We start from the raw sequence: 25,174 nt of genomic DNA on the forward strand, positions 1-25,174 counted from the left end.
GGATGCTGTGGCAGGCCGCGGTGACGCATGCGGAGCCGCGATCGACACGCTTGATCGGCTGCTGCCTGTGTCTGGTGGTGATCGCCGTCGGCGCAGCGGCGGCCAAAGAGGGCCCACGCACGGCGCTCGCCTTTTTCTGGTGCGCGGCCTGCGTCATCCTCCTGATGAACTGGGCCTGGCGCTTCATGCCCGGCGCGGTGAAACTCAACAACCCGGCCAACGCCCGGTTGGTGCCGCAGGCGCGCCGGCGCCTGGTCGAATTGTCCTGTCTGGTGTGCTTCGCCGGCCTTGCCGGCATCGCGAGCGCGCCCTATACCAGCACCACGCAACTGGGCGCAGCGCTGTTCTGGGTCGTGCTCATCACCATGGGAACGGGCCTTGCCGCGGCCGGCCATCCGGCGGGCACCACGATCGTCGTCGTGGGAGGGCTGTGCGCCGGTTTCGCGGGCAAGCTGTCGGGACTGACGGGCGCGCTGTCGCATCCGATCGTCATCCTGCTGTCGCTGCCGGTCTATGCCGTCGTGATCGTGGTGGCCGTGCGGGCCATGTTTCCGCAGGGCGGCGAGCGGCACTGGAGCATGGAGGCGCGGCGCACCCGCTGGACGGATACCGCCGCCAAGCGCGATCCCCTGGTCGCGCAACTGGGCGGTTTCAATACCCGGGGCTGGTACGCCGCCGCGCTGCGCCGCGACAGCGCCCGCCGCGACGGCCGGCGCCTGCTGCTGCACGCGCTCGGTCCTGTCCACCACCCGGCCGAGATGGCGGTCGGAACAGGCATCCTGGCGCTGGTCCTGGGCTGCGTCGGCCTGCTTACAGCCTGGCGGGTCGATGCCGAGGTGGTGCGCGGCATCGGCTGGATGTTTGCCGCGGTCCTGCTGTTCGTGCCGCTCTCGTTCTGCCTGCGCCTGGGACAGCTGGCGGACAGCAATCCGGCGGAGCAGGCGCTGGCGCGGCTGGCGCCGACCGCGCCAGCCACGAGCGCCGATTTCAACCGCCGGCTCGGCCGTTTCCTGGTGCAGCGCGCACTGGGGGGCTGGCTGCTGGCCAGTGCTGCCGGCCTGCTGTTGCTGGCGCTCGGCGGTGCGGATGGCGAGGCAGTGCTGCGCCTGGCGGGCATCTGCTGCCTGGCCCTGCCGATGGTCGCGCTGCCGCTGCGCGACCACGCCGGCAGAAACCTGTCCAGCGTGGCGGGCATCCTGTTGCTACTGCTGTTCTTTACGGCCGATCTGCTGCTTGCCTTCCCGATCGGCCGGGCTACGGGCCTGCCGGTGATGGCAGTCGCCGCAGTGCTCGGCATCGCGACGACCCTGTTCGCAGTGGCGCGCGGCCTGCGCACGATGCGCGCATCGCCCTGCGCCTTCCCGGCCGGGCGACTTGCGTGAATGCCGCTCAGGCGGAGGTGGGCGCCGTTGCCGCGGCCTGCTGTTTCCTGCCCAGCACCAGCAGGCCGAAGGCGGTGGCGAACACGTACATGCTGACCGAGTAGATCGCCGCCGGCAGCATCAGCTGGAAGTCGCCCAGCACCGACACCGCCACGAAGATCGCCAGCGTCGAATTGTGGATGCCGATCTCGTAGCCGATCGCGATCGCGTTCGGCTTGTCCAGGCCGAGCAGGCGCGGCACGTAGTAGCCCAGGCCCAGGCTGGCGATGTTGAACAGGATGACGGCCAGGCCGATCGAGGCGAACGAGGTCGTGATGGCGTTCCACTCCTTGGCGATGGCGATCACGGCCAGCAGGGCCAGTACCGCCATCGAGAAGCGCTTCATCGGCTTGTCCATGCGCGCGGCAAATGCGGGTGCGCGGCTTTTCACGAACATGCCGAGCGCCACCGGGATCAGGACGATCACGATCACCTCGACCACCTTGGCGGTCTGCATCGGCACCACCTGGCCGCTGCGGGCGAAAGTGTCGATGGCGAAGTTGGCGATCAGGGGCAGGCTGACGATCGACAGCACCGTGTTGATCGCGGTGAGCGAGATGTTCATTGCCACGTTGCCGCCGAACAGGTGGCTGAACAGGTTGGCCGATACGCCGCCGGGCGAGGCCGCCAGCAGCATCAGGCCGACGGCGTACACCGGCGCTACGCCCAGGCCGACGATCAGGCCGTAGCAGATCGCCGGCAGCACCACGGCCTGCAGCACGAGGGCCAGGACCACGGCCTTCGGGTGGCCCAGCAGGCGGCGGAAGTCGCCGAGGGTGAGTGACAGGCCCAGCCCGAACATGATCAGCGCCAGCGCGCCGATCAGGAGGGTGGGCAGCAGGGTGATGAAGTTGCTCATGCGTTGTCTCCGTTATTGTTGGTATCGGCGACAGCGCATGCCGCACTGCCTGCCGTAATGACAGTGTAGAGCAGCTGCTGAGCGAAGCGGTAAAAAAGCGTCAACGGATGGTGTTGGCTTCTTCCAGGATGGCGCGCCAGTCGGTGTTGTACAGGGTGCCGAACAGGCGCCCGGCATTGCTGGTCGGCTCGACGCGCTTGTGCGTCAGGTTGCTCATGGTCGGCCCGGCGGCGCCCACGTAGACGGTCATGAACTGGATGTCCGAGCGCGGGCGCGACTTGTCGAGCAGGTCCGGGTTGACCACCTTGCGGCCGTGGCCGTCGTCGACGTGGCTCGGCCGCTCGGTATTCGCGATCACGAACATGTAGCCGTAGCGCAGCACCGTCATGCCCTTGTAGCTGCCCGAGGACACGCGTGAGCCGATCTCTTCCGGGTTGTTGACGGTGATCCTCAGGACCGGCCCCTCGCCCGGGGTGTGATAGGTGCCGTCCGGGAAGCGCTGGGTGTCCTTGTCGCCGAGGGTGATCGGATAGGCGATCAGCGACATGCTGGCCGGAATCGGTCCCCCGCTTTCATATCCGAACGAAGGAATCCAGCCCAGGCTGGCGCCGCGGATGTTTACCAGCGCGGGCTGTTCCAGCACACGCCCGATGATGCGTTCCAGCTTGCGCTGCAGCGCGGCGTATTCCGGCTGCTTTTTGACGCCGCTCCATTGCCCCGACACGGGCCGGATATAACCCAGGGCGTCGGTATCCGGCGTGCTGCCGCGGGTATCGGCGTCCGGCCGGCTCCAGTAGTCGACGATGTAGTCGGCGTAGAACACGGTGCCGTCCTCGAGGCGCATGCGCTGCGGCGTGCTGCCGGCGCGCACGTACGGGGCCCTGGCCGCTGCAGGTGCGACAGGGGTCGTGGCCGGTTTCGCCGTCATCTGGTTGGCCAGCGATTGCACCGCCGTGCCCACCGCCTGCTTTGCCAGATTATTGAGGAAGTCGTTGGCCGACACGGGCTGCGCCGCGAGGCAGGCCGCCAGCGCGGCCGCGAGGGAGAAGGAGTGTTTCATACCGATCCGGAAGAGTGGGGTCGGCTGAAACTGTAGGGCAGCCCCGCGCTAGAAAACAGCCCCCGCCGTGGGGGTTGCGCCCTGGGTGTCGGCGGGCAGGGATGCGGCCATGCCGGGCTCGACGCGTGCGAAGGACAGCATGCCGCGCCCGCCGTGCTTGGAGGCGTACAGCGCGTCGTCGGCGGCCTGCATCAGGCCTTCCAGGTCGGTGCCGTTGTGGGGGAATACGGCGGCGCCGATGCTGGCGCCGACCGCGTTGTCGGCCGTGCTCGGGTGCAGGGCCGGGTACAGGCTGTCGATCAGGCGCCGCCCGATGCTGGTCGCCTCGTTGCGCGAAATGTCGCCTTCCATCAGGACCACGAATTCGTCGCCGCCCAGGCGCGCCAGGAATTCGCCGCCGCGCAGCGCCCCCTGGAAGCGCAGCGCGACTTCCTTGAGCACCTCGTCACCCACGCCGTGGCCGTAGGTGTCGTTGACTTCCTTGAAGCGGTCCAGGTCGATCGCCAGCAGGGTGAATGGCTTGGCGCTGCGCAGGCTCCTGGCCACCAGGCGGCGCGCCCAGCGGTCGAAGAAGCGCCGGTTCGGCAGGCCGGTGAGGACGTCGTGCGAGGCTTCCATGGCCAGGCGCTTGGCCAGTTCATTGTTGCGGCGCGCCGCCGCGCTCAAGGAGCGCCAGGCGTGCAGGGCCATCGCCACCACGGTCGAGAGCATCACGACCAGGATCGCCGCAGCGCGCAGCAGGCGTTCGTTGAAGCCGTCGATGATGGTGTCGCGCGCCACCCGCAGGCGGGCGACTTCGTCCTGGATCAGCTGGCGCGCTTCCAGCATCTTCTGGCGGCCGAAGCCTTCGCGCACGATGTTCATGGCAGCCTCCGGGTCGCCGCGCTTCCTGAGCTGCACCGTGCGTTCCAGTTCTTCCAGTTTGCTCTCGCTGATCAGGGCCAGCTTGCGCACGCTGGCCAGGAATTGCGGGTCCTGGTAGCCGGACTGTTCGGCCTGCTGCAGGTGCTCGCGCACGCTGTCGCGTCCGAGCTGGTAGGGCTGGAGATAGGCCGGGTCGCCGGTGAGCAGGTAACCGCGCTGCCCGGTCTCGGCATTGAGCAGGTTGAGCAGCACATTGCGGACCTGGATCCGCGCCGCATCGTTCTGGCGCAGGGCGCCCATGGCCTGGCGCAGGTCGACCACTTCACGCACGAAGAAGATGCTCATCGCCAGGATGATGGCGAGCGCGACGGCCAGGGTGGCGGCGCTCCGGCGGATGGGCAGGGCAGGCACGGCGTAGGGCGTGGGCATAACGGTAAGCAGGTGTGCTGATTACCATATGTTATCCCAATGTAAGATCATTCCTACATGAACTTGTTCTTCCAGCCATGAAAGATTTTGAACATGTACACAATGCCCAACAGTGGTCCGTCCGCCCCGGCGTTTAATGGCCGCGGCGCTGCACCAGCGCCGTGCCGACGCCGTGGCGCTTGCCTTCGCTGACGGCGGTCACGGTGCCGTCCGGATTGAACACGAGGGCGTTGGCGGCGCCGATTTCTTCCGGGTCGGCTTCCCAGCGGTGGCCGAAGCGCGCCAGCGCCCGTGCCTGTTCGGTGCCGGCGAAACCCGGCTCGATCGAGGTCGCCTCGCCGTTGCGCTCCGAGATGCGCGGAGCGTTCACCGCCTGGTCCATCGGCATGCCGAGGTCGATGTAATTGAAGATGGTCTGCAGCACCGTGGTGATGATGGTCGAGCCGCCCGGGCTGCCGATGGTGAAGGCCGGCTTGCCATCCTTCAGGGCGATGGTGGGCGCCATGCTCGAGCGCGGGCGCTTGCCGGCTTCCGGCACGTTCGGGTGCGGGCCGCTGAAGTCGAAATCGGTCAGCTCGTTATTCAGCAGGAAGCCGTAGCCGGGCACCACGATGCCGCTGCCGCCCCAGGATTCGATGGTGAAGGTGTAGGACACCACGTTGCCGTCCTTGTCCGAGACCGTCAGGTGGGTGGTGTGGGCGTTTTCCAGCTGCAGGCGGTGCGACTGCGGACGCAGCGGCACGCTCTGGTCGTGCTGGTAGCCGTAGGGATCGCCCGCCGCGGCGCTGCGGCCGGCGCGCTGGTTGATGAGTTTCCTGCGCTGGGCCGCGTATTCCTTCGACAGCAGTCCCGCCACTGGCGCGTCGATGTATTCGGGGTCGGCCAGGTAGGCGTTGCGGTCGGCAAAGGCGAGGCGGCTGGCCTCGATGTACAGGTGCTCGGCCTGGGCGCGCGGCATGCGCGACAGCTCGAAGCCCTCTAGGATGTTGAGCGCCTCGGCCACGGTGGCGCCGCCGCTGCTGGGCAGGGGCATGCCGTAGATCTCGTAGCCGCGGTAGGTGCTGCGCAGCGGCTGGCGGATGCGCGCTTCGTAGTTGGCCAGGTCGGCCATGCTCATGCGGCCCGTGCGCGCGCTTTTGCCGGGTGCAAACGGCGGTTTGTTGACGGCCTCGACGATCGCGCGCGCGATCGGCCCTTCGTAGAAGGCTTTCACGCCGCCCTGGGCGATCTCGCGGTAGGCCCTGGCCATGCCGGGATTGCGGATCAGGGTGCCCGGCTGCACGGCCTTGCCGTTCCGCAGATACAGGGCGCTGGTCGGCGCATAGAGCTGAAATTTCCTTTCATTTTGGGCCGTTAAATGAGAGAAAATTTCAGTGACTTGGTAGCCCTTGTCGGCCACCTCGATCGCCGGCGCCAGCACCTTCTTGAAATCCATGCTGCCGTAGCGCGTCAAGGCTTCGTGCCAGCCGCGCACCGTGCCCGGCACGCCGACCGAGGCGCTGCTGGCCACCACGCTCTCGAAGTCGACCGGCTTGCCGTTCTCGAGGAAGGCGGCAGGGGTGAAGCCGGCGGGCGCCGTCTCGCGGTGGTCGATGGTGATGACGCGCTTGTCCTTGGCCAGGTAGATCACCATGAAGCCGCCGCCGCCGATGCCGCAGCTGAACGGGTCGGTCACGCCCAGTGTCGCCGCCGCGGCCACGGCCGCGTCGATGGCATTGCCGCCCCCGTTCAGGATGCGCAGGGCCGAGTTCGACGCCTGCTCGCTGATGGTGGCGACGGCGCCGCCGGTGCCGGTGGCCACCGGGGTCCTGGCGAGCACGGGGCCCAGCACGATGGACAAGCTGAGCCCGCAGGCGAGCAGCGTCGCTTTCTTCATGGCGCGTCCCCGGCGCTTATTGCGCGTACATATTGAAGGTCACTGGATAGGAAGGCGGCGGACTGCCCGCCATGCCGCGCGGCGGGGGCGGCGTCAGGTGGTCGAGCTCGATACGCGAGCCGCGCAGGGCCGGCGACATGTAGCCCGGCTGGCCCTGCACCAAGTAGAAGGCCTGGGCCACGCTGCCGATGCGCATCGTGAAGCGGTAGGCCAGGCGCCCCGGCCAGATGCAGCGCGCATTGTCCGGGCAGCGGCTGTCTTCCGCGCCTTCGTAGGTGATGGTGAGGCGCTCGGCCAGCGGCAACACCTGCTGCGGCGCCAGGGTGTAGCGCGCTTCGGGCAGGCGGTCCTTGGTGGCCGCGCAGGCGCTCAGGAGCAGGCCGGCGCAGCCGAGGGTGACGACACGGAGCAGGGTGTGCATGCGATGTCCATCGGCTTGTATTTTTGGAATCTCCATCATAGCAAACCTGTCGTGTGTGGTCGCGCGTGCACGCATCGCCATGTCACCCCGATGTTATCCGCGAGGTCATAAACCGGTCATATTCGCGCACTAGACTTTGCTGCGTGGTCCAAAACACATCCCTCAACCAGGAATAGGAATAACAAGCCAATGTTCAAGAAGATCCTTGCCGGCGCAGCAGCCGCACTCGTGATGTCGACCTCCTTCGCCGCCGACATGACCGGCGCCGGCGCGACCTTCCCGTATCCGATCTACGCCAAGTGGGCCGAGTCGTACAAGGCTGCCACCGGCAACGGCCTGAACTACCAGTCGGTCGGCTCGGGCGCGGGCATCAAGCAGATCAAGGCCAAGACCGTGGACTTTGGCGCATCGGACATGCCGCTGAAAGCCGAAGAGCTGGATGAATCGGGCCTGATGCAGTTCCCGGCCATCATGGGCGGCGTGGTCGCCGTGGTCAACGTCGACGGCGTCACCCCGGGCCAACTGAAGCTGACCGGTCCGGTGCTGGCTGACATCTACCTGGGCAAGATCACCAAGTGGAACGCCCAGCCGATCGCCGCGCTGAACCCGGGCGTCAAGCTGCCGGACGCCGACATCACCGTCGTGCACCGCGCCGATTCCTCGGGCACCTCCTTCCTGTGGACCGACTACCTGTCGAAGACCAGTCCGGAGTGGAAGACCAGCGTCGGCGCCGGCACCACCGTGAAGTGGGCCGTGGGCGTGGGCGGCAAGGGCAACGAAGGCGTGGCCGCGAACGTGCAGCGCATCAAGGGCGCGATCGGCTACGTCGAGTGGGCCTACGCCAAGAAGAACAAGCTGTCGCACACCCAGCTGAAGAACAAGGACGGCGTCTTCCTGCAGCCTGACGACGACGCCTTCAAGGCCGCCGCCGCCGGCGCCGAGTGGACCAAGACCCCGGGCTTCGGCGTGGTGCTGACCGACCAGGCGGGCAAGCAGAGCTGGCCGATCACCGGCGTCTCGTACATCCTGATGCACAAGACCCAGGCTGATGGCGCGAAGGGTGCCGAAGTCGTGAAGTTCTTCGACTGGGCCTTCAAGAACGGCGCTCCGGCTGCCGCCGAGCTGGACTACGTGCCGATGCCGGCATCGGTCGTCAAGCTGGTGCAGGCCAACTGGAAGTCGCAGCTGAAGGATGCATCGGGCAAGGCGGTCTACTGATCCTTCGATCTCTCCACGATTCCGGCGGCCTGGCCGCCGGATTTTCATTGGATTCCCATGACTACGGCAAACACGATCGTCCTGGTCGTCGACGACAAGCCGGCCGTCGCCGAGCTGCTCAAGTATTCGCTGCACGAAGACGAGTGGATCTGGCATAGCGTGCCGAGCCTGGCGCAGGCCTGGGATTTCATCGGGCGCGAGCGCCCCGAGCTGCTGCTGCAGGAATCAATGCTGCGCCAGGAAGGCGGCATGCGCCTGCTGGCGCGCCTGCGCGGCGAGCGCCGCCTGCGCGACCGGCCCGTGATCCTGCTGGCGGCCGAATGCGGCGAAGACGAACGCAGGACGCCGGCCCCGGCGCCGGTCGCCGAATTCATTCCCCAGCCATTGCCCGAAGACGCGCCCGACGAGCGCCTGCTGCGTTCCGGCCGCCTGGTGCTGGACCCGCTCAGCTGCAGCGTCCGGGTGGGCAACCACAAGGTCGAGGTGCGCCACGCCGAATACCGCCTGCTGCGCTTCCTGCTGTGCCACCCGGGCCAGGTGTTCTCGCGCGCCCAGCTGCTCGAGCACCTGTGGGAGTCGCACGAGACCCTCGACCAGCGCACCGTGGACGTCCACGTGCTGCGCCTGCGCAAGGCGCTGGGCCGCGCCAAGTCGGTGATCAAGACCGTGCGCGGAGCCGGCTACATGCTGTCGCCCGCCTGAAGGTCGAATGTCACGAAGATGACATCTTGGCTATTTAGACTGGCGGAAATTTTGCCTAGTTGAAATAGCTTGTATGAGCATCCACGTCGCTTCCCGCACCAACCGCTTCCTCGTCTTCATCTGGCCGGCCCTGGCCGTGCTGCTGGCGGCCGCCCTGTGGGCTGCCACCGTCGTACGCGCGGATGCCGAGCACGCCCGCGCCGAGAGCCAGGCGCGCAAGGACGCCAGCGCCTATGCCGAAGCCTACGAGCAGTACATCACGCGCTCGGTCGGGCAGATGGACCAGGTCACCATGCAGCTCAAGTTCAGCTGGGAGAAGGGCAGGGACGCCGGCCTGCTCGACGAACTGCGGCGCGACGGCATGTTCACCGACGGCGCCTTTCGCGCGGTCGCGATCGTCGATCGCAGCGGTATCGTCAGGGCCTCGACCCGGCCGGCGCTGATCGGCAGCGACCTCTCCGCCGGACCCTATTTCGTCCAGCACCGCAACCACATCTCCACCGCCCTGCGCATCGGCGCCGCGCCGGCAGGTTTCGCCGAGCCGGGCGAGCTGGTGCTGTTCACGCGCCGCCTGGACACACGCGACGACGAATTCGACGGCATCGTGCTGATGGCGGTCGACGCGCGCTACTTCACCTCGTTCGTCAGCCCGGCCACGCTGGGAATGGGCGGCGTGGTGGCGCTGGCCCACCGTGAAGGACGCCTGCGCACCGAGCAGCGCAGCGACGGCGCCGCCTTCCTCGACGCCGGCAAGCGGCTGCTGCCGGCCGACGACAGCCTGTGGTCGAGCGAACGGGGCGTGCGCCTGGTCGGGGGCGACGGCGCCGTGGGCTTTGCCGACGGCCAGGCGCGCGTGCTCGGCTGGCGCCACTCGAGCGCCTACCCGCTGGTGGCCCTGGTCGCGCTGTCGCACGGCGCGGCCCTGGCGCCAAGCGCCGCCGCCTGGGCCGACGGCCGCGACCGCGCGATCGCCATCAGCGCCTGCCTGCTGCTGCTGGGCGCCGTGGGCTCGGTGCTGGCGCGGCGCGCGGTACTGCGCGAACGCGAACAGGAACAGGTGCAGCGCGCCTACCGTACCGCCACCGAAAGCGGCAACGACGGCTTCTACATGGCGGCCGCGGTGCGTGCGCGCGACGGCAGCATCGCCGACTTTCGCATCGTCGACTGCAACGAGCGCGGCGCCTTCTTCTACGGGATGACGCGCGCCACGCTGGTGGGCAGCAGCCTGTCGCAGATCGACAGCGCGCTGTTCGGCGAAGCCCTGCTCGACACCTACCGCAAGGCGATGGAAACCGGCTTTTACGAGGACGACCGCCGGATGCCGCTGGATAACCGCCTGAACATCAGCTGGGGCAGGCGGCGCCTGGTGCGGGTCGGGAACGGCCTGGCGGTGACGCTGCAGGACATCAGCGAGCGCAAGGCCCACGAGAACCAGCTCGAGCGCCTGGCCAACGAAGACGTGCTGACCGGCCTGGCCACGCGCCACGCCTTCCTGAACGCGATGCCGGACATCCTGGCGCAGGCGCGCGCCAACGAGGCCGGCCTGGCGCTGCTGTTCATCGACCTGGACGAATTCAAGCACGTCAACGACAGCCACGGCCACGCGGTCGGCGACCAGCTGCTGAAATCCGCGGCGGGGCGCCTGCTGTCGCTGTTGCGCCCGAGCGACCAGGTGGCGCGTTTCGGCGGCGACGAATTCCTGGTGCTGCTGCATCCCTGCGAGGGCGAGCGCCAGGCCGCCTCGGTGGCGGCGCGCATCGTCGAGGCCTTCGCCGTGCCCTTCCTGATCGCCGACGAACTGCATGCGGTGGGCGCCTCGATCGGCATCAGCATGTATCCGCGCGACGGCCAGGACGCCGAGACCCTGGTGCGCCACAGCGACATCGCGATGTATGCCGGGAAGAACGAGGGCAAGGGCCAGTACCGCTTCTTCGACCCGGCCCTGTCGAACAGCCTGAACTCGCGCGCGCGCCTGAAGCAGCGCATGCTGGAAGCGATCGAGCGCGACCAGTTCCTGCTCTACTACCAGCCGCGCGTGGACGCCCGCAGCGGCGAGCTGCTCAGCATGGAAGCCCTGGTGCGCTGGCAGCATCCGGAACTGGGCCTGGTGCCGCCCGGCGAATTCATTCCGCTGGCGGAAAGCACAGGCCTGATCCGCCGCATCGGCGACCTCGTGATCGACAAGGCCTGCGCCCAGCTGGCCGCCTGGCGCGAGGCCGGCATCGTCTTGGTGCCGGTCTCCATCAACGTCTCGCCCAAGCAGTTCCTGCGAGGCGGCGTGCAGCGTCACCTCAGCAGCGCGATGGCGCGCCACCGCATCCCGGCCAGCCTGATCGAAGTCGAGATCACCGAGTCGGCGATGATGGGCGACCACGAAGAGATCCTGGCGGAGCTGGCCGCGCTGCGCGCGCTCGGGGTCAAGCTGCATGTCGACGACTTCGGCACCGGCTATTCTTCGCTGTCGCAGCTGCAGCGCCTGCGCATGGATGTGCTGAAGGTCGACCGCGCCTTCACCATGGAGCTGGGCAACTCGAAGGAGGGCAAGGTGTTCTTCCAGGCGATCGTGTCGATGGCGCACGCGCTCGGCATGTCGGTGGTGGCCGAGGGCGTCGAGACCGCCGAGCAGCTCGACATCCTGCGCGCGCTCGACTGCAACGAGGTGCAGGGCTACTACATCGCGCGCCCGGTGCCGGCGCCCGATATGCAGGCCATGATGGCGCAGCGCTTCCTTCTCGCGTCCAGCGCGGGGGTGCCGGCCGGGGGCTAGCCGAAGGCTGGGACGGCCGCGCAGGATGTGGTATCGTCTCGCGCTCGACTGGAACCCTGCATGACTTTCACCGCTCTCATCTTCCTTGCCCTGGCGATGTCGACCGACGCCTTCGCCGCGGCGATCGCCAAGGGCGCCGCCCTGCGCAAGCCCGGCCTGCCGCAGGCGCTCCGGATTGGCCTGCTGTTCGGCTGCATCGAAACCATCACCCCCCTGATCGGCTGGGCCCTCGGCTCGCTGGCCGCCGACGCCATCCGCCAGTGGGACCACTGGATCGCCTTCGTGCTGCTGCTCGGCCTGGGCGCGCGCATGATCTGGCTCTCCTTCGGGAAGGACGAGGAGGAGGAAGAAGAGGGCGGCTCGCAGAATCTCCTGGTGCTGGTGCTGACCGCGGTCGCCACCAGCATCGATGCGATGGCGGTCGGGGTCGGGCTGGCTTTCGTCGACGTCTCGATCGTGCACGCGGCGATCGCGATCGGCATCGCCACCACCACCATGGTCACGATCGGCGTGCTGCTCGGGCGCCGCCTGGGCGCGGCCGTGGGACGCAATGCCGAGCGCATCGGCGGCGTGGTGCTGGTACTGGTGGGGACGACCATCCTGATCGAGCACCTGACTCACTAGGAAGCGTGTCGAAAGTCGCTACGTGGCCCAGCGCCTGTCGCCCTTTGCGTACCGGATCCGGCGATAACTGCCCGGTACCGGATCGTAGCGCAGGGCCTGGGTAGCCCCAAGTTCCGACGTCAGGTAGCCATGCACGGTCAGGCGCTTGAGCATGGCGACCATTCCGGCGCCCGCCGGGTCGACGCTCCAGCGGGTCAGGAAGCCGAGCTTCTGCGCGTCCGTCAGCGTGGTGAAGCCCTTCCCATGCTCGTGGGCGCACGCTGCCTCCAGCGCATCGAGGCCCCGGACGAATGCTTGCGCCTCCTCTCGCTGCCAGCATGCGTTGACCGTGGCGATCATGTAGAGGCCGATGGCGGCCGCGCGCGCGCCGCCAAGGCCGGGCGTGGCCGGCACGATGGTCTCGCCCAGCTCGTCGAGCAGCAGCACGTCGCGTGCCCCGAGCGCGTTTCGTCGTGCGTCGCGCCGCCGGGCCGGCAGGCTGCAGCCGCCAAGGAGGCCGATGCCGCCCAGCGCCGTAGACAGCAGCATGCGGCGGCGGCTGGTCCCCGGCCAGCTCACAGCTCCCCCTTCTTGAGCTGGTCCACGGCGAAATGCGCGGCCCTTGCGGTAAGCGCCATGTAGGTGAGCGAAGGATTCGCTGTTCCGCTCGACGTCATGCAGGCGCCGTCGGTGACGAAGACATTCGGGGCGCCCCATACCTGGTTATGGCCGTTGAGCACCGAGCTGCGGGCATCGCGGCCCATGCGCGCCGTGCCCATTTCGTGGTTGCGCAGCCCCATGTTGTCGTGCGCTTCGTGCGTCGTGATGTTGGTGAAGCCTGCACGTTCGAACATGTCGGCGCCGGCGGCGAGCATGTCGCGGGTCATCGCATGCTCGTTGTCGCCGAACGCTGCGTCGACCTCGAGCAATGGTATGCCCCAGGCATCGCGCAAAGTCGGGCTCAGGCTGACCTTGTTGCCGTGATAGGGAAGGCATTCGCCGATGCCGCGCATGCTGATCTGCCATGGACCGGGATCGCGCAAGGCCTGCTTGAGCTCCGCCCCGAGGCCTGGCGGCATCGCTTGGGGCGTGCGCGTGCTGTTGCCCTGGTAGGCGAAGCCGCGCAGGAAGGCGCTGCTGCGGTCGGCCCCGAGATTGCGAAAGCGCGGCAGATACACGCCTCCGGGACGGCGCCCTTGGTAGTACTGGTCCTGGAACAGCGGCAGCTCGGCGCGGATCGTGGCATTGCAGTTATGGTCCATCAGATTGCGTCCCAGTTCGCCGCTATCATTGCCCATCCCCCGCGGGAAGCGGCTGGAAGTGGAGTTCAGCAGGATCAGCGTCGTGTTCAGGGTCGAAGCATTGACGAACACGAGCTTCGCAAAATACTCGGTACCGGTCCTGGTGTGTGCGTCGATGACACGCACGCCCTTCGCCTTGCCGCTGGCGGGATCGACAATGATGGATTCGACCACCGAGTCCGGGCGAATGGTCAGCAGGCCGGTCCGGTCTGCTGCCGGCAGGGTTGCGCTGTTGCTGCTGAAGTAGCCGCCAAATGGACAACCGCGCACGCACAGGTTGCGGTTCTGGCAGCTGCCGCGTCCGAGGTGCGGCACGGTCAGGTTGGCCATGCGCGCGATGACCAGGTGACGGTCCTGATAATGCCTGGCGAGCTGGCGCTTGAAGTGCTGTTCGGCCGGGGTCATCTGCATCGGCGGCAGGAATTCGCCGTCCGGTACCTGGGGCAGCCCATCGCGGTTGCCGCTGACGCCGACGAATTTTTCCACGTGGCTGTACCAGGGGGCGAGGTCGCGGTAGCGGATCGGCCAGTCGACGGCAATGCCTTCCCTGGCGTTGGCCTCGAAATCCTGCTCGCTCCAACGCTGGGTCCAGCGCCCCCAGGTCAGCGAACGCCCGCCTAGCTGGTACCCGCGGATCCAGTCGTAGGGGCGTGTCTGCACATACGGGTGTTCCTTGTCCTTGACAAAGAAGTGTTCGGTCGCTTCCTGGAACGAGGCATGGCGGCTGGCGATCGGATTGTCTTCCCGCGTCTTGCGGCTCAGCTGATTCCGGTGGGGCAGCTCCCACGGCGCGCTCAGCGCAGTCGGATAGTCCTTGATGTGTTCCACCGTACGGCCCCGCTCGAGGACCAGGGTGCGCAAGCCCAGTTCACACAATTCCTTCGCCGCCATGCCGCCGCTGATGCCCGAGCCAATCACGATGGCATCGTAAGTCTGCTCGGCAGCTGCCTTGATATTGAGTGCGGGCGCGGCAGGAGAGGCTGGGATCGTGTTCATCACGTGAAGTGTACGGCCTCGTTGCCTTCACGAAAAGTGGATTCTGCCAGCCTTTCCAGGCCGAGGCCTCAGCGTGCGGGGCGGGGATGCCGGCGGCGGTCGCGCTGGCGGAAGTGTTCGGGAGAGCACAGGACGCGCAGGGCCACCTGGCGCGGCACGCCCACCTGTTCCATGAACAGCAGGGCAGGGTGCATGCCATAGCGGGCGCACAACTTCAGGCCTTCGTCGACCTGGCCCGCCGTCACAACATCGGTGCGTGCATCGTTTCTGCTTTGCTCAACCATGTGTCCTCCATGCCAGCGAAGGATGCTAGCAGAGCGGTAAATGCACTTAAAGTAAATTCTTAAGAGTGCGTGCCAACTTGATGTTTTCAGTGGCTTATCTGCAAAACTTGCATGTGTGGCATTGCGCGTTGTTGGGACAGCCGTTAGTGCCGGTCTGCATGTTTAGCAAGGGTTTGCGTGCGGGCACCGGAACGGAAACGGGCTGGAATGTTCCAGCCCGCCGAATGAGGAGGAAGGTTCAGCCGGCCATGCGGTTGAAGACTTCGCGCACCGCCAGGCCGCCGCCGCCGATGAGCAGGGTGAAATACAGGATGGTGACGACGTTGCTGATGTGGCCCAGCAGCACGCTGACGCCGTCGCGCTGCAGCAGGCCGATTGCCAGGAACAACAGGGCGACCGCAGGGAAGGTATTGCTGAAGGGGATCAGGCCGAAGGGCATCATCAGCAGCACAGCGCCCAGGATCAGGCCGGCATTGTTGAGGTGCTGGATCGGGCCGTTTGCCACCAGCCACTGGATACGATTGGGCTTGCAGACGCGTTCGATCCGGTACAGCCAGGGCAGCGCCTTGCGCAGCGCCGGGCGCAGCTTGCTGGTGGAGATCATGCGGTGCTTCAGTTTTGCCGGGACCCAGAGTTCGCGCCCGAACAGCCGGCTGATGCCGATCAGGAGGATCGCAGCGCCGAATACGGTGCTGACACCCGGGATCGATACCGGAATCAGGAACACCAGGGTAAGCAGGGCGGTCAGGATCAGCAGGCCTTCGTTGCCGACCCGGTAGATCAGTTCGCTCAGGGTGATGCCGCCAGGCGGCAGGGAGCGGACCATTCCGCGGACCTTCTTGAAGATCGGTTCACCTTGCATGGGTGTTTTTTCGTGTTGCTTGTACATGAATATGGCGTTGGGCCAGCGGCGGTGCTGCCGTTGGCTTAAAGATCGGCAATAGTATAGTGGAGAGGCGGGCCGTCCGATTAAATCGTGTATGTTCGTCTGATGAGGTGCGCCGCTACAAGGGCAATCGCGCCGCCCAGCCGGACAGGAGACGAATTCCACCCCTTCTGTTTCCTGGTACAGGGAGCAGAGCTTACCAGAGTTCCATCATGTCATCTTCCTGACCTCGGACGCATAGACGAGCATGGCATGGAAAGCAGCTCAGCCGTGGCGGGCGGCTTCGATCGCGGCGACGTCGATCTTCCGCATCGTCATCATGGCCTCGAAGACGCGTTTTGCCACGTCGGGGTCGGGGTCGGCGATCCCCTCGGTGAGCACGCGCGGCGTGATCTGCCACGACAGGCCCCACTTGTCCTTGCACCAGCCGCAAGCGCTCTCCTGGCCGCCGTTGCCGACGATGGCGTTCCACAGGCGGTCGGTTTCCTGCTGGTCGTCGGTCGCGATCTGGAAGGAAAAGGCTTCGGTGTGCGGGAAGACCGGGCCGCCGTTCAGCCCGATGCAGGGGATGCCGGCCACAGTGAAGGCGACGGTCAGCACGTCGCCCTTCTTGCCGGCCGGATAGTCGCTGGGTGCGCGGAAGACCTGGCCGACCGCACTGTCGGGGATGTTTGCCGCATAGAACTGTGCCGCTTCCAGCGCCGTTCCGTTGAACCAGAGGCAGATCGTGTTTTTGCTGACCATGGGCATGTCTCCAATCGTTGGCACATCGTTCGGGAACGTCGCGCGCCAGCATAACGCAATCGCGCCCCCCGTCGTCACCTGTCCGGGTCCCGCTTACGGGAGATCAGTCCAGGTCGGAAGGATCGTGACGTTCGGGAACCTGTTCATCCGGCTTGCCGCGCACGCGGTTGACCTTGCGCCCGCGGATCACGGCCGGACGCGCCGCGATCTCGTCGGCCCAGCGGCGCACGTGCTGGTATTCGTGCACGGACAGGAATTCGCCCGCCTCGTACAGCTCGCCGCGCACCATGCCGCCATACCAGGGCCAGATCGCCATGTCGGCGATCGTGTATTCGTCGCCCGCCACGAAGCGATGCTTCGCCAGCTGCCGCTCCAGCACGTCGAGCTGGCGCTTGGTCTCCATCGCGTAGCGGTCGATCGGGTACTGCAGTTTTTCCGGTGCATAGGCATAGAAGTGGCCGAAGCCGCCGCCCACGAAAGGCGCCGAACCCATCTGCCAGAACAACCAGTTGAAGGTTTCCACGCGCGCCACGCCGTCCTTCGGCAGGAAGGCGCCGAACTTTTCCGCGAGGTAGACCAGGATCGAGCCGGACTCGAACACGCGTACGGGCTGCGGGCCGCTGCGGTCGACCATGGCCGGGATCTTCGAGTTCGGGTTGATGTCGACGAAGCCGCTCGAGAACTGGGCGCCCTCATTGATCTTGATGAGCCAGGCGTCGTACTCGGCGTCCCCAAGGCCGAGCGCAAGCAGCTCTTCCAGCATGATGGTGACCTTGATGCCGTTTGGCGTGCCCAGCGAATACAGCTGCAGTGGATGCTTGCCGACCGGGAGCTCGGCCTCGTGGGTGGGGCCGGCGACCGGGCGGTTGATGTTGGCGAAGGTACCGCCGCTGGAAGCGGGCGGGGTCCAGACTGCGGGTGGGACGTAGGGTTCGGTCATCGGGGTCTCCTTGAACATGCCGGATGAAAGCATTCATTCTAGCGGGGGCGTGCGGAACGCGTTGCTTCATGCGCTGCGCATCAAAAGGGGATCGGGTGGATACGGCGGCGGGCAGGCATGCTATGGTTGGCTGTTCTTTATTGCCACGGAAACGCCAGGCATGTAGAAGTACCCAAATCCCACTCGTTCAAGGAATTCGCCGGCGAGTACATCATGATCGTCGTCAGTATCATCACAGCCCTGGCGCTGGAAAACGGCGTGCACCGCTACCACCAGAACCACCGGGCGCACGAGGCAATCCGCAATATCGACGCCGAGCTGGCTGCGAACCTGGCCGAGGTGCGCTCGGTCATCAAGCAGAACCAGCAGCAGATCGACAAGACGGCGAAGATGAAAGAAATCCTGCTGGCCAACATCAAGGCCGGCAAGGCCGACAAGGAGGCCGTCCAGCTCGCGGTGGAGGGGGGCGGAGGACGTTTCGGCGTCAACATGTTCTCGCCCTCGATCCAGCGCGAGGCCTGGGACGTCGCCGTGGCCAACCAGGCCCTCACCTACGTCGAGACCGAAAGGCTGAAGCATTACGCGATGCAGTACGCGAACATGCGCGATACGCAGCAGGTGCTCGCGAACCGGGGTACCAGCTTCATGGATTACACGCAGGTAGCGAATACCTTCAGCAGCTTCGAGCTGGGTGAGATCGACGCACGCAGCGTCTATCGCGTCCTCACGCAGGTCAACTCGACCCACGAGGCGACCAACAGCATGTTGAAAGGGCTGGAGAAGCTGCTGGTCGAGGAGCAGGAGAAAACCGCGAAGCTCACACACTGAGCCGACGCCAGAAAAGAAAAAACCCGCCGCAGCGGGTTTTTTGTTGGCTAAGCCAGCTTACACGTAAGCCGCCAGCGCGCCCTTCATCTTTTTGAGCGCTGCCGATTCGATCTGGCGGATGCGCTCGGCCGACACGCCGAACTCTTCAGCCAGCGTGTGCAGCGTGGCGCCCGAGCCGTCGTCGTTGGCCAGCCAGCGCGCTTCGACGATGCGGCGCGAACGCGGGTCGAGCTTGCCCAGGGCAGTCTCGAGGCCTTCCGACTGCAGGCGGTCGACCTGCTCGGCTTCCAGCACGCGGGTCGGCTCCTGCTGTTCCGAGGACAGGTAGGCGATCGGCGCGAACTTGTCGTCTTCGTCGTCGGTCGGCGATTCGAGGGCGATGTCGCGGCCCGACAGGCGGGTTTCCATCTCGATCACTTCTTCGCGCTTGACGTCGAGCATCTTCGCCAGCTCGTCCACCTGGCTCGGGGTCATGGTGTCCAGGCCCTGCTTGTTGCTGCGCAGGTTGAAGAACAGTTTGCGCTGGGCCTTGGTCGTCGCGACCTTCACCAGGCGCCAGTTCTTCAGGATGTATTCGTGCATCTCGGCCTTGATCCAGTGCATCGCGTACGAGACGAGACGCACGCCCTGGTTCGGGTCGAAACGCTTGACGGCCTTCATCAGGCCGATGTTGCCTTCCTGGATCAGGTCAGCGTGCGGCAGGCCGTAGCCGAGGTAGCCGCGCGCGATCGACACGACCAGGCGCAGGTGCGACAGGACCAGCTTCTGGGCGGCATCGAGATCATTCTTTTCATGCAGGCGCTTGGCCAGCGAGATCTCTTCTTCGTGGGTCAGCATCGGCAGGCGATTGACGGCCGAGATATAGGCGTCAATATTGCCGAGATTGCCGGTGAAACCCAGATTCAGGGCGCGACTGCCGGCAGGAACCAATGCGGATTGTGCGGACATGTTCATTTCCCTTATAGTAATCTTGCTGCATCCCCAATGTGCCACGGACACATGCCGCGTGACACCAGCGTTACCGCTTGTTACTGGATGCTCTTCTTGATTTCGCTTTCTTCGAGACATATATTAGCACTCTCCATGGGTGAGTGCTAGGCAAGCCATCGATTTGTCGAAATCGATTAAGTTTGGCTAAAGTATTGCCTTTGGGAATCAAAATCCTGGCGATTCCACTGTAGAGCAGGCGACCTGTATTTGGTTGATTCAGCTCAAAAGTGAGCCATAAACAGCTGGAAAACGTGTTAGAGACAGGTTAAAGGCGCGAGGACCGGCCTTCTGTTGGATGGCGCACGTTCGTTGGGGACGCTCTGTAGGAATTCAACCCGTCTGAACGTAGGGAGGGTCGGCTGAGCCTTTCTGTGGGTCGCTTAATGATGACTGACCGCGTGGGCGGGAAGACCCGCCCACCCTACAGTACCCAGGTGGTAGGGTGGGCGGGTCTCCCGCCCACGCGGTCTACGCCAGCTTGATTACTGCACGCGCGCCAGGTGCCGCTGCACCGACAGCATCGCCCCGATCAGCCCGAGGCCGGCACTGATCGCCAGCACGCCCGCCGTTTCCAGCGCGCCGAGCGGCGTCAGCTGGAATTCCGAGGCATACAGCCTTGCAAACTCGGCAATCGCGCCGTTCAGGGGATGCAGCGCCAGCATCACCGCGCCGAGCGCCACCGCGCCCGCGCACAGGCCGAGCAGGGCGCCCGTGTAATAGAAGGGGCGGTGGATGAAGTTGTCCGTCGCGCCCAGCAGCTTGGACACGGCGATCTCTTCCTTCTGCGTCAGCACCTGCAGGCGGATGGTGTTGAACACCACCGCAATCACCACCACGCCCAGCGTCACCGCCAGCAGCAGCAGGGCCAGGCGCAAGATGCGCAGCAGGGCGGCCAGGCGCTTGACCCAGGCCGAATCCACCTGCACGGTGTCGACGCCGGGCAGGGCGCGCAGCTGCTCGGTGATGGCGTCGACCTGGGTGGCCGCGCCGCTGCCGGCGAGCTTCATCACAAAACTGTCCGGCAGCGGGTTGTCGCCCAGCGTGTCCAGCACGTCGCCCAGTCCGCTCTTTTCCTTGAGCGAGGCCAGCGCCTTTTCGCGCGGCACGAAGGCGATCTCGGACTTGCCGGCTTGAGCGAGAATTGAACGGATCTGCGGCTGCAGGCTGGAGGCCTGCTCGCGCGTGGCGTCCGCCTTCATGAACAGGCTGATTTCCGGATCGACCGACAGCTGTTCGGACAGCGGCCGCACGTTGTCGAGCAGGGTGATGCCGGCAAACGGCAGCATCAGGGCAAAGGCGACCACGAGCACATTGAACAGGAAGCTGCCCGGCGCCTTGCGCACGGTGGACAGCGCGGCGCCGAAGGCGAAGCGGTGCTGGCGGACCCACGGGCTCATACGGCGCCTCCAGGATAGGCTGTACTGAGCAGTTGGCCATGTTCGAGGCGGATCACGCGCGCTTGCGCACTCTCGAGCACCTGCTCGTCGTGGGTCGAGATCACGCAGGTCACGCCCACGGCGTGGAAGGCGCGCAGCGCGTCGAGCACCTTGTCGGCCGCCACGCGGTCGAGGTTGGCGGTCGGCTCGTCGGCCAGGATGATCTGCGGGCGGTTGACGATGGCGCGCGCGATCGCCACGCGCTGCTGCTCGCCGCCGGACAGTTCCAGCGGCATCGCCCTGGCCCGTTCCAGCAGGCCGACCTTGTCGAGCGCGGCGCGGGCGCGCTGCTCGGCCTGGCCCTTGGGCGCGCCGGTGACGAGCAGCGGCAGCATCACGTTGCCGAGAATGTTGCGGTCGTTGAGCAGGCGCTGGTGCTGGAAGATCAGGCCCAGGTTACGGCGCAGGAAAGGAATGCCGGCCTTCTTGATGCGGCCGATGTCCTGGCCATTGACGGTCACCACGCCGGTGGTCGGGCGCTCGACCGCGGCCACCATCTTCATCAGGGTCGACTTGCCGGCGCCGGACGGGCCGGCCAGGTAGACCAGCTCGCCCTTGGCGATGTTGAGGGACACGTCGCGCAGCGCATACGCGTCAGGGGAATATTGTTTGGAGACGGACTGGAATTCGATCATCGGCCTTCAACCCAGCAGCGCTTCGACGAATTCTTCGGCATTGAACGGCTGCAGGTCGTCCAGCTTCTCGCCCACGCCGATGAAGTACACCGGCACCGGGCGGGTGCGTGCGATCGCGGCCAGCACGCCGCCCTTGGCGGTGCCGTCCAGCTTGGTGATCACGAGGCCGGTGAGCTGCAGCGCATCGTCGAAAGCCTTGACCTGGGCCAGCGCGTTCTGGCCGGTATTGCCGTCGATGACCAGCAGGGTCTCGTGCGGGGCGCCTTCCATGCCCTTGCCGATGACGCGCTTGATCTTCTTGAGTTCTTCCATCAGGTGCAGCTGGGTCGGCAGGCGACCGGCGGTATCGACCATGACCACGTCGACGCCGCGCGCCTTGCCCGACTGGACCGCATCGAAGGCGACGGCGGCCGGGTCGCCCGAGGCCTGCGAGATCACGGTGACGTTGTTGCGCTGGCCCCAAACCATCAGCTGCTCGCGCGCGGCGGCGCGGAAGGTGTCGCCCGCGGCCAGCAGCACCGACTGGTCGAAGCGCTGCATGTGCTTGGCGAGCTTGCCAATGGTGGTGGTCTTGCCGGCGCCGTTCACGCCGGAGATCATCATCACCAGCGGTTCATGGCGGCCCAGTTCGAGCGGCTTCTGCAGCGGGCTCAGGAGTTCGATCATGAGCGCCTTGAGCGCCGCCTTGACCTGGGCCGCGTCCAGCAGCTTGTCTTCCTTGACCTTTCGGCGCAGGGAGTCCAGCAGGTGCTGGGTGGCGTCCATGCCGGCGTCCGACATCAGCAGCGCTGATTCGAGTTCCTCGTACAGGTCTTCGTCGATGCGGGCGCCGACGAACAGCAGCGACAGGTTGCTCGAGGTCTTGGACAGGCCGGCCTTCAGGCGCGCCATCCAGGATTGCTTCTTTTCGGCGTCGGTCGTGGGACGTTCGGCGGTTTCGGGGAACAGCTCGCCGATATCGGCCGCGACGGAAGCGGGCGGTGCAGCCGGGGCAGGCGTCGGCACCGGGGCCTGCGCCGGCGCTGGCGCCGGAGCTGGGCTCGGCGGCGCGTCCAGCCTGCCGGGCACGAACATCGGCGCCGACGCGGCCGCCGGAGCCGGCGCGGCCTGGCTCGGCTCCGGAACCTCGGTCTCAGGCTTCTTTCTCTTGAAGAAACTAAACATATGTGGGGGCGAATCCTGCGCACGATGCCGGCGTCAGCCGGCGATGAAAAAAGTAGCGAATATTTTACCAGAGCAGCAAGTCGCTTCCCCCGAGCACCCGTCACGACGCTCGAAGATGCATCGAAGGAACTGTTTGTTGCGTTATTGCTGAAACCGGCAGGCTACTCAACAGTGCGGTTCTGGAAAACGGCGGCGACTTGCGTTAAATTTGAACACAGAGAGAAAACCACAAAAGACAACGGGGCACACCGTGAAAATCACCAACTTTCTGAAGCGTCTCATCTATGGCGACAACGCCACGGATGGCGGTGCTGCGAACATGCGCAACATTATCGTGTGGGCGTTCATCGCCCTCGTCGCATTGTTCCTGACCAATCCGGAGCAGGTCAGTTTCTTCGACCATCCGATTCCACTGCCGGCCGAGCTGGGCCTGGGGCAGTAGGGTGGGCGGCTTCGCCGCCCACGCGGTCTGCTCATGCCGTCGTTGAACGCGTGGGCGGGAATGTAGTCCACTGGACTACATTCCCGCCCACCCTACGGATTACTGGCCGGCCTTCGCCGCGGCGGCCGTCTTGCGAATGGTCTCGAGCGTCGCGTTCGGCGTAATCAGGTTGCCGTCGTAGCGCAGCTCGATCACGGCCGGCAGCTGGCGCTCGTTCGCATGCGCCAGCGCATGCTGCAGCGCAGGCGCAAATTCCTCGGTCTTCTCGACCACCTCGCCGTGGCCGCCATAGGCGCGCGCCAGCGCGGCGAAATCCGGATTGTGCAGGGTCGTGCCCGACACGCGGCCCGGGTAGTCGCGTTCCTGGTGCATGCGGATGGTGCCGAACATATTGTTGTTGAACACCAGGATGATCACGCCGGCGCCGTACTGGACGGCGGTGGCCAGTTCCTGTCCGGTCATCATGAATTCGCCGTCGCCGGCGAAGGTCACCACGGTGCGCTGCGGGTCGATGATCTTGGCTGCGACGCCGGCCGGCACCGCATAGCCCATGGCGCCGTTGGTCGGCGCCAGCTGCGTACGCTTGCCGCCGTAGCGGTAGAAGCGGTGCGCCCAGGTCGCGTAGTTGCCGGCGCCGTTCGTGATGATGGTGTCGCGCGGCGCCTGCTGCATGAGTTCCTGCACCACCTGCCACAGGTCGAGCGGCGCGCTGCCGTCGCGGAAGATGGGCGGCTGCGCCTGCCACGCGGCCAGTTCGCCCTTCGCTTCTTCCACCGTGCCGGCCCAGGCCGACGCATCTACGGGTTCCATGGCGGCCAGCATGGCGCACACCTGCGCCGGACCGCTGGCGATCATCAGTTCACCCTGGTACACGCTGCCCAGTTCTTCCGGATCGGCGTGGATGTGGACCAGTTTCTGGCGCGGCACCGGAGAAGAAAGCAGCGAGTAACCGCTGGTGGTCATCTCGCCCAGGCGCGGGCCGATGGCGATCACCAGGTCCGCTTCCTTTACGCGCGCGGCCAGTTTCGGGTTGATGCCGATGCCGACGTCGCCCACGTAGTTCGGGTGGGCGTTATCCAGCAGGTCCTGGAAGCGGAAGGTGCAGCCCACCGGCAGGCGGTTGGCTTCGGCGAAGCGGGCCAGGTCGGCGCAAGCTTCGTCGGTCCAGGAGCCGCCGCCCAGCAGCACGATCGGGCGTTTGCTTTCCGCCAGCATGGCGCGCAGCTGCGCGATCTGCGCTTGCGAAGGCGCGGCCTGCACCGGCTGGTAGCGGCGCGCGTCAAGCACGGCCGCTGTGGTCACCAGCATGTCTTCCGGCAGCGCCAGCACCACCGGGCCCGGACGGCCGCTGGTGGCGACCTGGAAGGCGCGCGCGATGTATTCGGGGATGCGGTCGGCGCGGTCGATCTGGGTGACCCATTTCGCCATCTGGCCGTACATGCGGCGGTAGTCGATTTCCTGGAAGGCTTCGCGGTCGATGAAGTCGCTGCCGACCTGGCCGATGAACAGGATCATCGGGGTCGAGTCCTGGTAGGCCGTGTGCACGCCGATCGAGGCATTGGTGGCGCCGGGGCCGCGGGTGACGAAGCAGATGCCCGGCTTGCCGGTCATCTTGCCGTAGGCCTCGGCCATGAACGCCGCGCCGCCTTCCTGCCGGTTGATCACGAAGCGGATATCCGAATCGTGCAGCGCATCCAGTACGTCGAGGTAGCTTTCGCCGGGCACGCCGAAGGCGGTGTCCACGCCGTGGGTATGGAGCGCATCGACCAGGATCTGGCCGCCGGTGCGGGAAGGGTGCGTCATGGTGTCGGTCATCCTTGCAGGTTTGTTATCCGAGCATTTTATGTGGATGAGGTGGGCAAGGATTTTGAAATGGCGACACGAAATTTCAGAAACGTGGCCGCAAGGCGATAGGTTACCCGGGCCCGATCGGTTACAATGTTCGCCGTGAAGCAGGCCAGACAGTCGCTGGTCCTCATCTTCGGGTGAGGGCGGGAGGAAGGTCCGGACTCCACAGAGCGGGGTGACGGTTAACGGCCGTCCGCTGAAAGCCGCAAGGTATAAGGCGAGGAATAGGGCCACAGAGACGAGCGTATTAAGTTACGGTGAAACGCGGTAACCTCCACCTGGAGCAATTCCAAATAGGCACGCGTTGATGTTGCTCGCGGAGCGTGCGGGTAGGAAGCTTGAGCGCTGGAGTAATCCAGCGCCTAGAGGAATGGCTGTCATAGGGGCGTCCCGCAAGGGAGACCACTACACAGAATCCGGCCTATCGGCCTGCTTTACTTGAATTCAGAGTCCCTCAGGG

The 25,174-nt window shown here is 66.0% G+C and carries 23 protein-coding genes and 1 other RNA gene; 8 read left to right on the forward strand and 16 right to left on the reverse strand.

Features of this window, described 5'->3' with window-relative positions; all coding sequences use genetic code 11:
• Positions 1-2 precede the first annotated feature (2 nt).
• On the forward strand, positions 3-1,382 hold the full coding sequence (locus LK542_RS00415; protein ID WP_227810382.1) for a hypothetical protein: 1,380 nt from the start codon (positions 3-5) through the stop codon (positions 1,380-1,382).
• 7 nt (positions 1,383-1,389) lie between these two features.
• Here LK542_RS00415 and LK542_RS00420 read toward each other — a convergent pair whose 3' ends face one another.
• From LK542_RS00420 to LK542_RS00440, 5 genes are all read right to left on the reverse strand, one after another.
• Positions 1,390-2,280, reverse strand: a complete 891-nt coding sequence (locus LK542_RS00420) for a bile acid:sodium symporter family protein (RefSeq protein WP_227800026.1) — start codon at positions 2,278-2,280, stop codon at positions 1,390-1,392.
• Positions 2,281-2,380: 100 nt separating this feature from the next.
• Entirely contained in the window at positions 2,381-3,340 is a 960-nt protein-coding gene (locus LK542_RS00425; protein WP_227810383.1) for a hypothetical protein, read from the reverse strand.
• Between the two features lie 48 nt (positions 3,341-3,388).
• On the reverse strand, positions 3,389-4,633 hold the full coding sequence (locus LK542_RS00430; RefSeq protein ID WP_227810384.1) for a diguanylate cyclase: 1,245 nt from the start codon (positions 4,631-4,633) through the stop codon (positions 3,389-3,391).
• 133 nt (positions 4,634-4,766) lie between these two features.
• Positions 4,767-6,509, reverse strand: a complete 1,743-nt coding sequence (gene ggt / locus LK542_RS00435; RefSeq protein WP_227810386.1) for a gamma-glutamyltransferase — start codon at positions 6,507-6,509, stop codon at positions 4,767-4,769.
• A gap of 16 nt (positions 6,510-6,525) precedes the next feature.
• Positions 6,526-6,930, reverse strand: a complete 405-nt coding sequence (locus LK542_RS00440) for a hypothetical protein (RefSeq protein WP_227810387.1) — start codon at positions 6,928-6,930, stop codon at positions 6,526-6,528.
• Positions 6,931-7,119: 189 nt separating this feature from the next.
• Between LK542_RS00440 and pstS the strand changes: the two genes are divergently transcribed.
• The 4 genes from pstS to LK542_RS00460 all read left to right on the forward strand — a co-directional run bounded on the left by pstS (position 7,120) and on the right by LK542_RS00460 (position 12,241).
• A complete protein-coding gene (gene pstS, locus LK542_RS00445; RefSeq protein WP_227800031.1) occupies positions 7,120-8,148 on the forward strand; it encodes a phosphate ABC transporter substrate-binding protein PstS in 1,029 nt (342 codons plus the stop codon).
• Between the two features lie 57 nt (positions 8,149-8,205).
• Positions 8,206-8,850, forward strand: a complete 645-nt coding sequence (locus LK542_RS00450; RefSeq protein ID WP_227810388.1) for a response regulator transcription factor — start codon at positions 8,206-8,208, stop codon at positions 8,848-8,850.
• A 73-nt stretch (positions 8,851-8,923) separates the two neighbouring features.
• Entirely contained in the window at positions 8,924-11,617 is a 2,694-nt protein-coding gene (locus LK542_RS00455) for an EAL domain-containing protein (protein WP_227810389.1), read from the forward strand.
• A gap of 60 nt (positions 11,618-11,677) precedes the next feature.
• Positions 11,678-12,241, forward strand: a complete 564-nt coding sequence (locus LK542_RS00460; protein WP_227810390.1) for a manganese efflux pump MntP family protein — start codon at positions 11,678-11,680, stop codon at positions 12,239-12,241.
• A gap of 18 nt (positions 12,242-12,259) precedes the next feature.
• Here LK542_RS00460 and LK542_RS00465 read toward each other — a convergent pair whose 3' ends face one another.
• The 6 genes from LK542_RS00465 to yghU form a co-directional block, all read right to left on the reverse strand.
• Positions 12,260-12,769 (reverse strand): gluconate 2-dehydrogenase subunit 3 family protein, encoded by a 510-nt coding sequence (locus LK542_RS00465; protein ID WP_227810391.1) that lies wholly within the window; start codon positions 12,767-12,769, stop codon positions 12,260-12,262.
• Between the two features lie 26 nt (positions 12,770-12,795).
• Positions 12,796-14,517, reverse strand: coding sequence for a GMC oxidoreductase (locus LK542_RS00470; protein ID WP_227810392.1), 1,722 nt, complete (start codon positions 14,515-14,517; stop codon positions 12,796-12,798).
• Between the two features lie 68 nt (positions 14,518-14,585).
• A complete protein-coding gene (locus tag LK542_RS00475) occupies positions 14,586-14,801 on the reverse strand; it encodes a hypothetical protein (protein ID WP_227810397.1) in 216 nt (71 codons plus the stop codon).
• Positions 14,802-15,039: 238 nt separating this feature from the next.
• Positions 15,040-15,627 carry an exopolysaccharide biosynthesis protein gene (locus tag LK542_RS00480; RefSeq protein ID WP_227810398.1) on the reverse strand — a complete coding sequence of 196 codons (588 nt, stop codon included), beginning with the start codon at positions 15,625-15,627 and terminating at the stop codon, positions 15,040-15,042.
• Between the two features lie 324 nt (positions 15,628-15,951).
• The gene (locus LK542_RS00485; RefSeq protein ID WP_227800039.1) at positions 15,952-16,431 is read right to left on the reverse strand and encodes a VOC family protein; all 480 of its coding nucleotides are present in this window, start codon (positions 16,429-16,431) and stop codon (positions 15,952-15,954) included.
• Between the two features lie 103 nt (positions 16,432-16,534).
• Complete coding sequence (gene yghU, locus LK542_RS00490) at positions 16,535-17,371, reverse strand: glutathione-dependent disulfide-bond oxidoreductase (RefSeq protein ID WP_227810401.1); 837 nt, start codon at positions 17,369-17,371, stop codon at positions 16,535-16,537.
• A 213-nt stretch (positions 17,372-17,584) separates the two neighbouring features.
• Between yghU and LK542_RS00495 the strand changes: the two genes are divergently transcribed.
• On the forward strand, positions 17,585-18,199 hold the full coding sequence (locus LK542_RS00495; RefSeq protein ID WP_227810402.1) for a hypothetical protein: 615 nt from the start codon (positions 17,585-17,587) through the stop codon (positions 18,197-18,199).
• A gap of 57 nt (positions 18,200-18,256) precedes the next feature.
• On the opposite strand, the gene rpoH is transcribed toward LK542_RS00495, so the two are convergent.
• The 4 genes from rpoH to ftsY all read right to left on the reverse strand — a co-directional run bounded on the left by rpoH (position 18,257) and on the right by ftsY (position 22,424).
• Positions 18,257-19,147, reverse strand: coding sequence for an RNA polymerase sigma factor RpoH (gene rpoH, locus LK542_RS00500; RefSeq protein WP_227800042.1), 891 nt, complete (start codon positions 19,145-19,147; stop codon positions 18,257-18,259).
• A 524-nt stretch (positions 19,148-19,671) separates the two neighbouring features.
• Positions 19,672-20,586, reverse strand: coding sequence for a permease-like cell division protein FtsX (gene ftsX / locus LK542_RS00505; protein WP_227810403.1), 915 nt, complete (start codon positions 20,584-20,586; stop codon positions 19,672-19,674).
• The gene (locus LK542_RS00510) at positions 20,583-21,260 is read right to left on the reverse strand and encodes a cell division ATP-binding protein FtsE (RefSeq protein ID WP_227810405.1); all 678 of its coding nucleotides are present in this window, start codon (positions 21,258-21,260) and stop codon (positions 20,583-20,585) included. The genes ftsX and LK542_RS00510 overlap by 4 nt, the downstream gene beginning before the upstream one ends.
• Positions 21,261-21,266: 6 nt before the next feature.
• Positions 21,267-22,424 carry a signal recognition particle-docking protein FtsY gene (ftsY, locus tag LK542_RS00515; protein ID WP_227810406.1) on the reverse strand — a complete coding sequence of 386 codons (1,158 nt, stop codon included), beginning with the start codon at positions 22,422-22,424 and terminating at the stop codon, positions 21,267-21,269.
• Between the two features lie 250 nt (positions 22,425-22,674).
• Here ftsY and LK542_RS00520 point away from each other — a divergent pair, with 250 nt between their 5' ends.
• Complete coding sequence (locus tag LK542_RS00520) at positions 22,675-22,866, forward strand: hypothetical protein (protein ID WP_227800046.1); 192 nt, start codon at positions 22,675-22,677, stop codon at positions 22,864-22,866.
• A 99-nt stretch (positions 22,867-22,965) separates the two neighbouring features.
• On the opposite strand, the gene LK542_RS00525 is transcribed toward LK542_RS00520, so the two are convergent.
• Complete coding sequence (locus tag LK542_RS00525; protein ID WP_227810407.1) at positions 22,966-24,669, reverse strand: thiamine pyrophosphate-binding protein; 1,704 nt, start codon at positions 24,667-24,669, stop codon at positions 22,966-22,968.
• Between the two features lie 146 nt (positions 24,670-24,815).
• Here LK542_RS00525 and rnpB point away from each other — a divergent pair.
• Positions 24,816-25,154, forward strand: an RNA gene (gene rnpB, locus LK542_RS00530) — RNase P RNA component class A.
• Positions 25,155-25,174: the final 20 nt, after the last annotated feature.

The organism is Massilia sp. IC2-477 (genome assembly GCF_020707265.1).
Classification (GTDB): Bacteria; Pseudomonadota; Gammaproteobacteria; order Burkholderiales; family Burkholderiaceae_D; genus Telluria.

Excerpts from the sequence above, each read along its gene's own strand:
- LK542_RS00440 (WP_227810387.1), bottom strand. The coding sequence starts at position 6,930 with ATGCACACCCTGCTCCGTGTCGTCACCCTCGGCTGCGCCGGCCTGCTC.
- LK542_RS00455 (WP_227810389.1), top strand. The coding sequence starts at position 8,924 with ATGAGCATCCACGTCGCTTCCCGCACCAACCGCTTCCTCGTCTTCATC.
- ftsX (WP_227810403.1), bottom strand. The coding sequence starts at position 20,586 with ATGAGCCCGTGGGTCCGCCAGCACCGCTTCGCCTTCGGCGCCGCGCTG.
- LK542_RS00420 (WP_227800026.1), bottom strand. The coding sequence starts at position 2,280 with ATGAGCAACTTCATCACCCTGCTGCCCACCCTCCTGATCGGCGCGCTG.
- LK542_RS00510 (WP_227810405.1), bottom strand. The coding sequence starts at position 21,260 with ATGATCGAATTCCAGTCCGTCTCCAAACAATATTCCCCTGACGCGTAT.
- LK542_RS00415 (WP_227810382.1), top strand. The coding sequence starts at position 3 with ATGCTGTGGCAGGCCGCGGTGACGCATGCGGAGCCGCGATCGACACGC.
- LK542_RS00485 (WP_227800039.1), bottom strand. The coding sequence starts at position 16,431 with ATGGTCAGCAAAAACACGATCTGCCTCTGGTTCAACGGAACGGCGCTG.
- pstS (WP_227800031.1), top strand. The coding sequence starts at position 7,120 with ATGTTCAAGAAGATCCTTGCCGGCGCAGCAGCCGCACTCGTGATGTCG.
- LK542_RS00460 (WP_227810390.1), top strand. The coding sequence starts at position 11,678 with ATGACTTTCACCGCTCTCATCTTCCTTGCCCTGGCGATGTCGACCGAC.
- LK542_RS00480 (WP_227810398.1), bottom strand. The coding sequence starts at position 15,627 with ATGGTCCGCTCCCTGCCGCCTGGCGGCATCACCCTGAGCGAACTGATC.
- LK542_RS00450 (WP_227810388.1), top strand. The coding sequence starts at position 8,206 with ATGACTACGGCAAACACGATCGTCCTGGTCGTCGACGACAAGCCGGCC.
- ftsY (WP_227810406.1), bottom strand. The coding sequence starts at position 22,424 with ATGTTTAGTTTCTTCAAGAGAAAGAAGCCTGAGACCGAGGTTCCGGAG.
- LK542_RS00430 (WP_227810384.1), bottom strand. The coding sequence starts at position 4,633 with ATGCCCACGCCCTACGCCGTGCCTGCCCTGCCCATCCGCCGGAGCGCC.
- LK542_RS00475 (WP_227810397.1), bottom strand. The coding sequence starts at position 14,801 with ATGGTTGAGCAAAGCAGAAACGATGCACGCACCGATGTTGTGACGGCG.
- LK542_RS00465 (WP_227810391.1), bottom strand. The coding sequence starts at position 12,769 with ATGCTGCTGTCTACGGCGCTGGGCGGCATCGGCCTCCTTGGCGGCTGC.
- LK542_RS00470 (WP_227810392.1), bottom strand. The coding sequence starts at position 14,517 with ATGAACACGATCCCAGCCTCTCCTGCCGCGCCCGCACTCAATATCAAG.
- LK542_RS00525 (WP_227810407.1), bottom strand. The coding sequence starts at position 24,669 with ATGACGCACCCTTCCCGCACCGGCGGCCAGATCCTGGTCGATGCGCTC.
- yghU (WP_227810401.1), bottom strand. The coding sequence starts at position 17,371 with ATGACCGAACCCTACGTCCCACCCGCAGTCTGGACCCCGCCCGCTTCC.
- LK542_RS00495 (WP_227810402.1), top strand. The coding sequence starts at position 17,585 with ATGATCGTCGTCAGTATCATCACAGCCCTGGCGCTGGAAAACGGCGTG.
- rpoH (WP_227800042.1), bottom strand. The coding sequence starts at position 19,147 with ATGTCCGCACAATCCGCATTGGTTCCTGCCGGCAGTCGCGCCCTGAAT.
- ggt (WP_227810386.1), bottom strand. The coding sequence starts at position 6,509 with ATGAAGAAAGCGACGCTGCTCGCCTGCGGGCTCAGCTTGTCCATCGTG.
- LK542_RS00425 (WP_227810383.1), bottom strand. The coding sequence starts at position 3,340 with ATGAAACACTCCTTCTCCCTCGCGGCCGCGCTGGCGGCCTGCCTCGCG.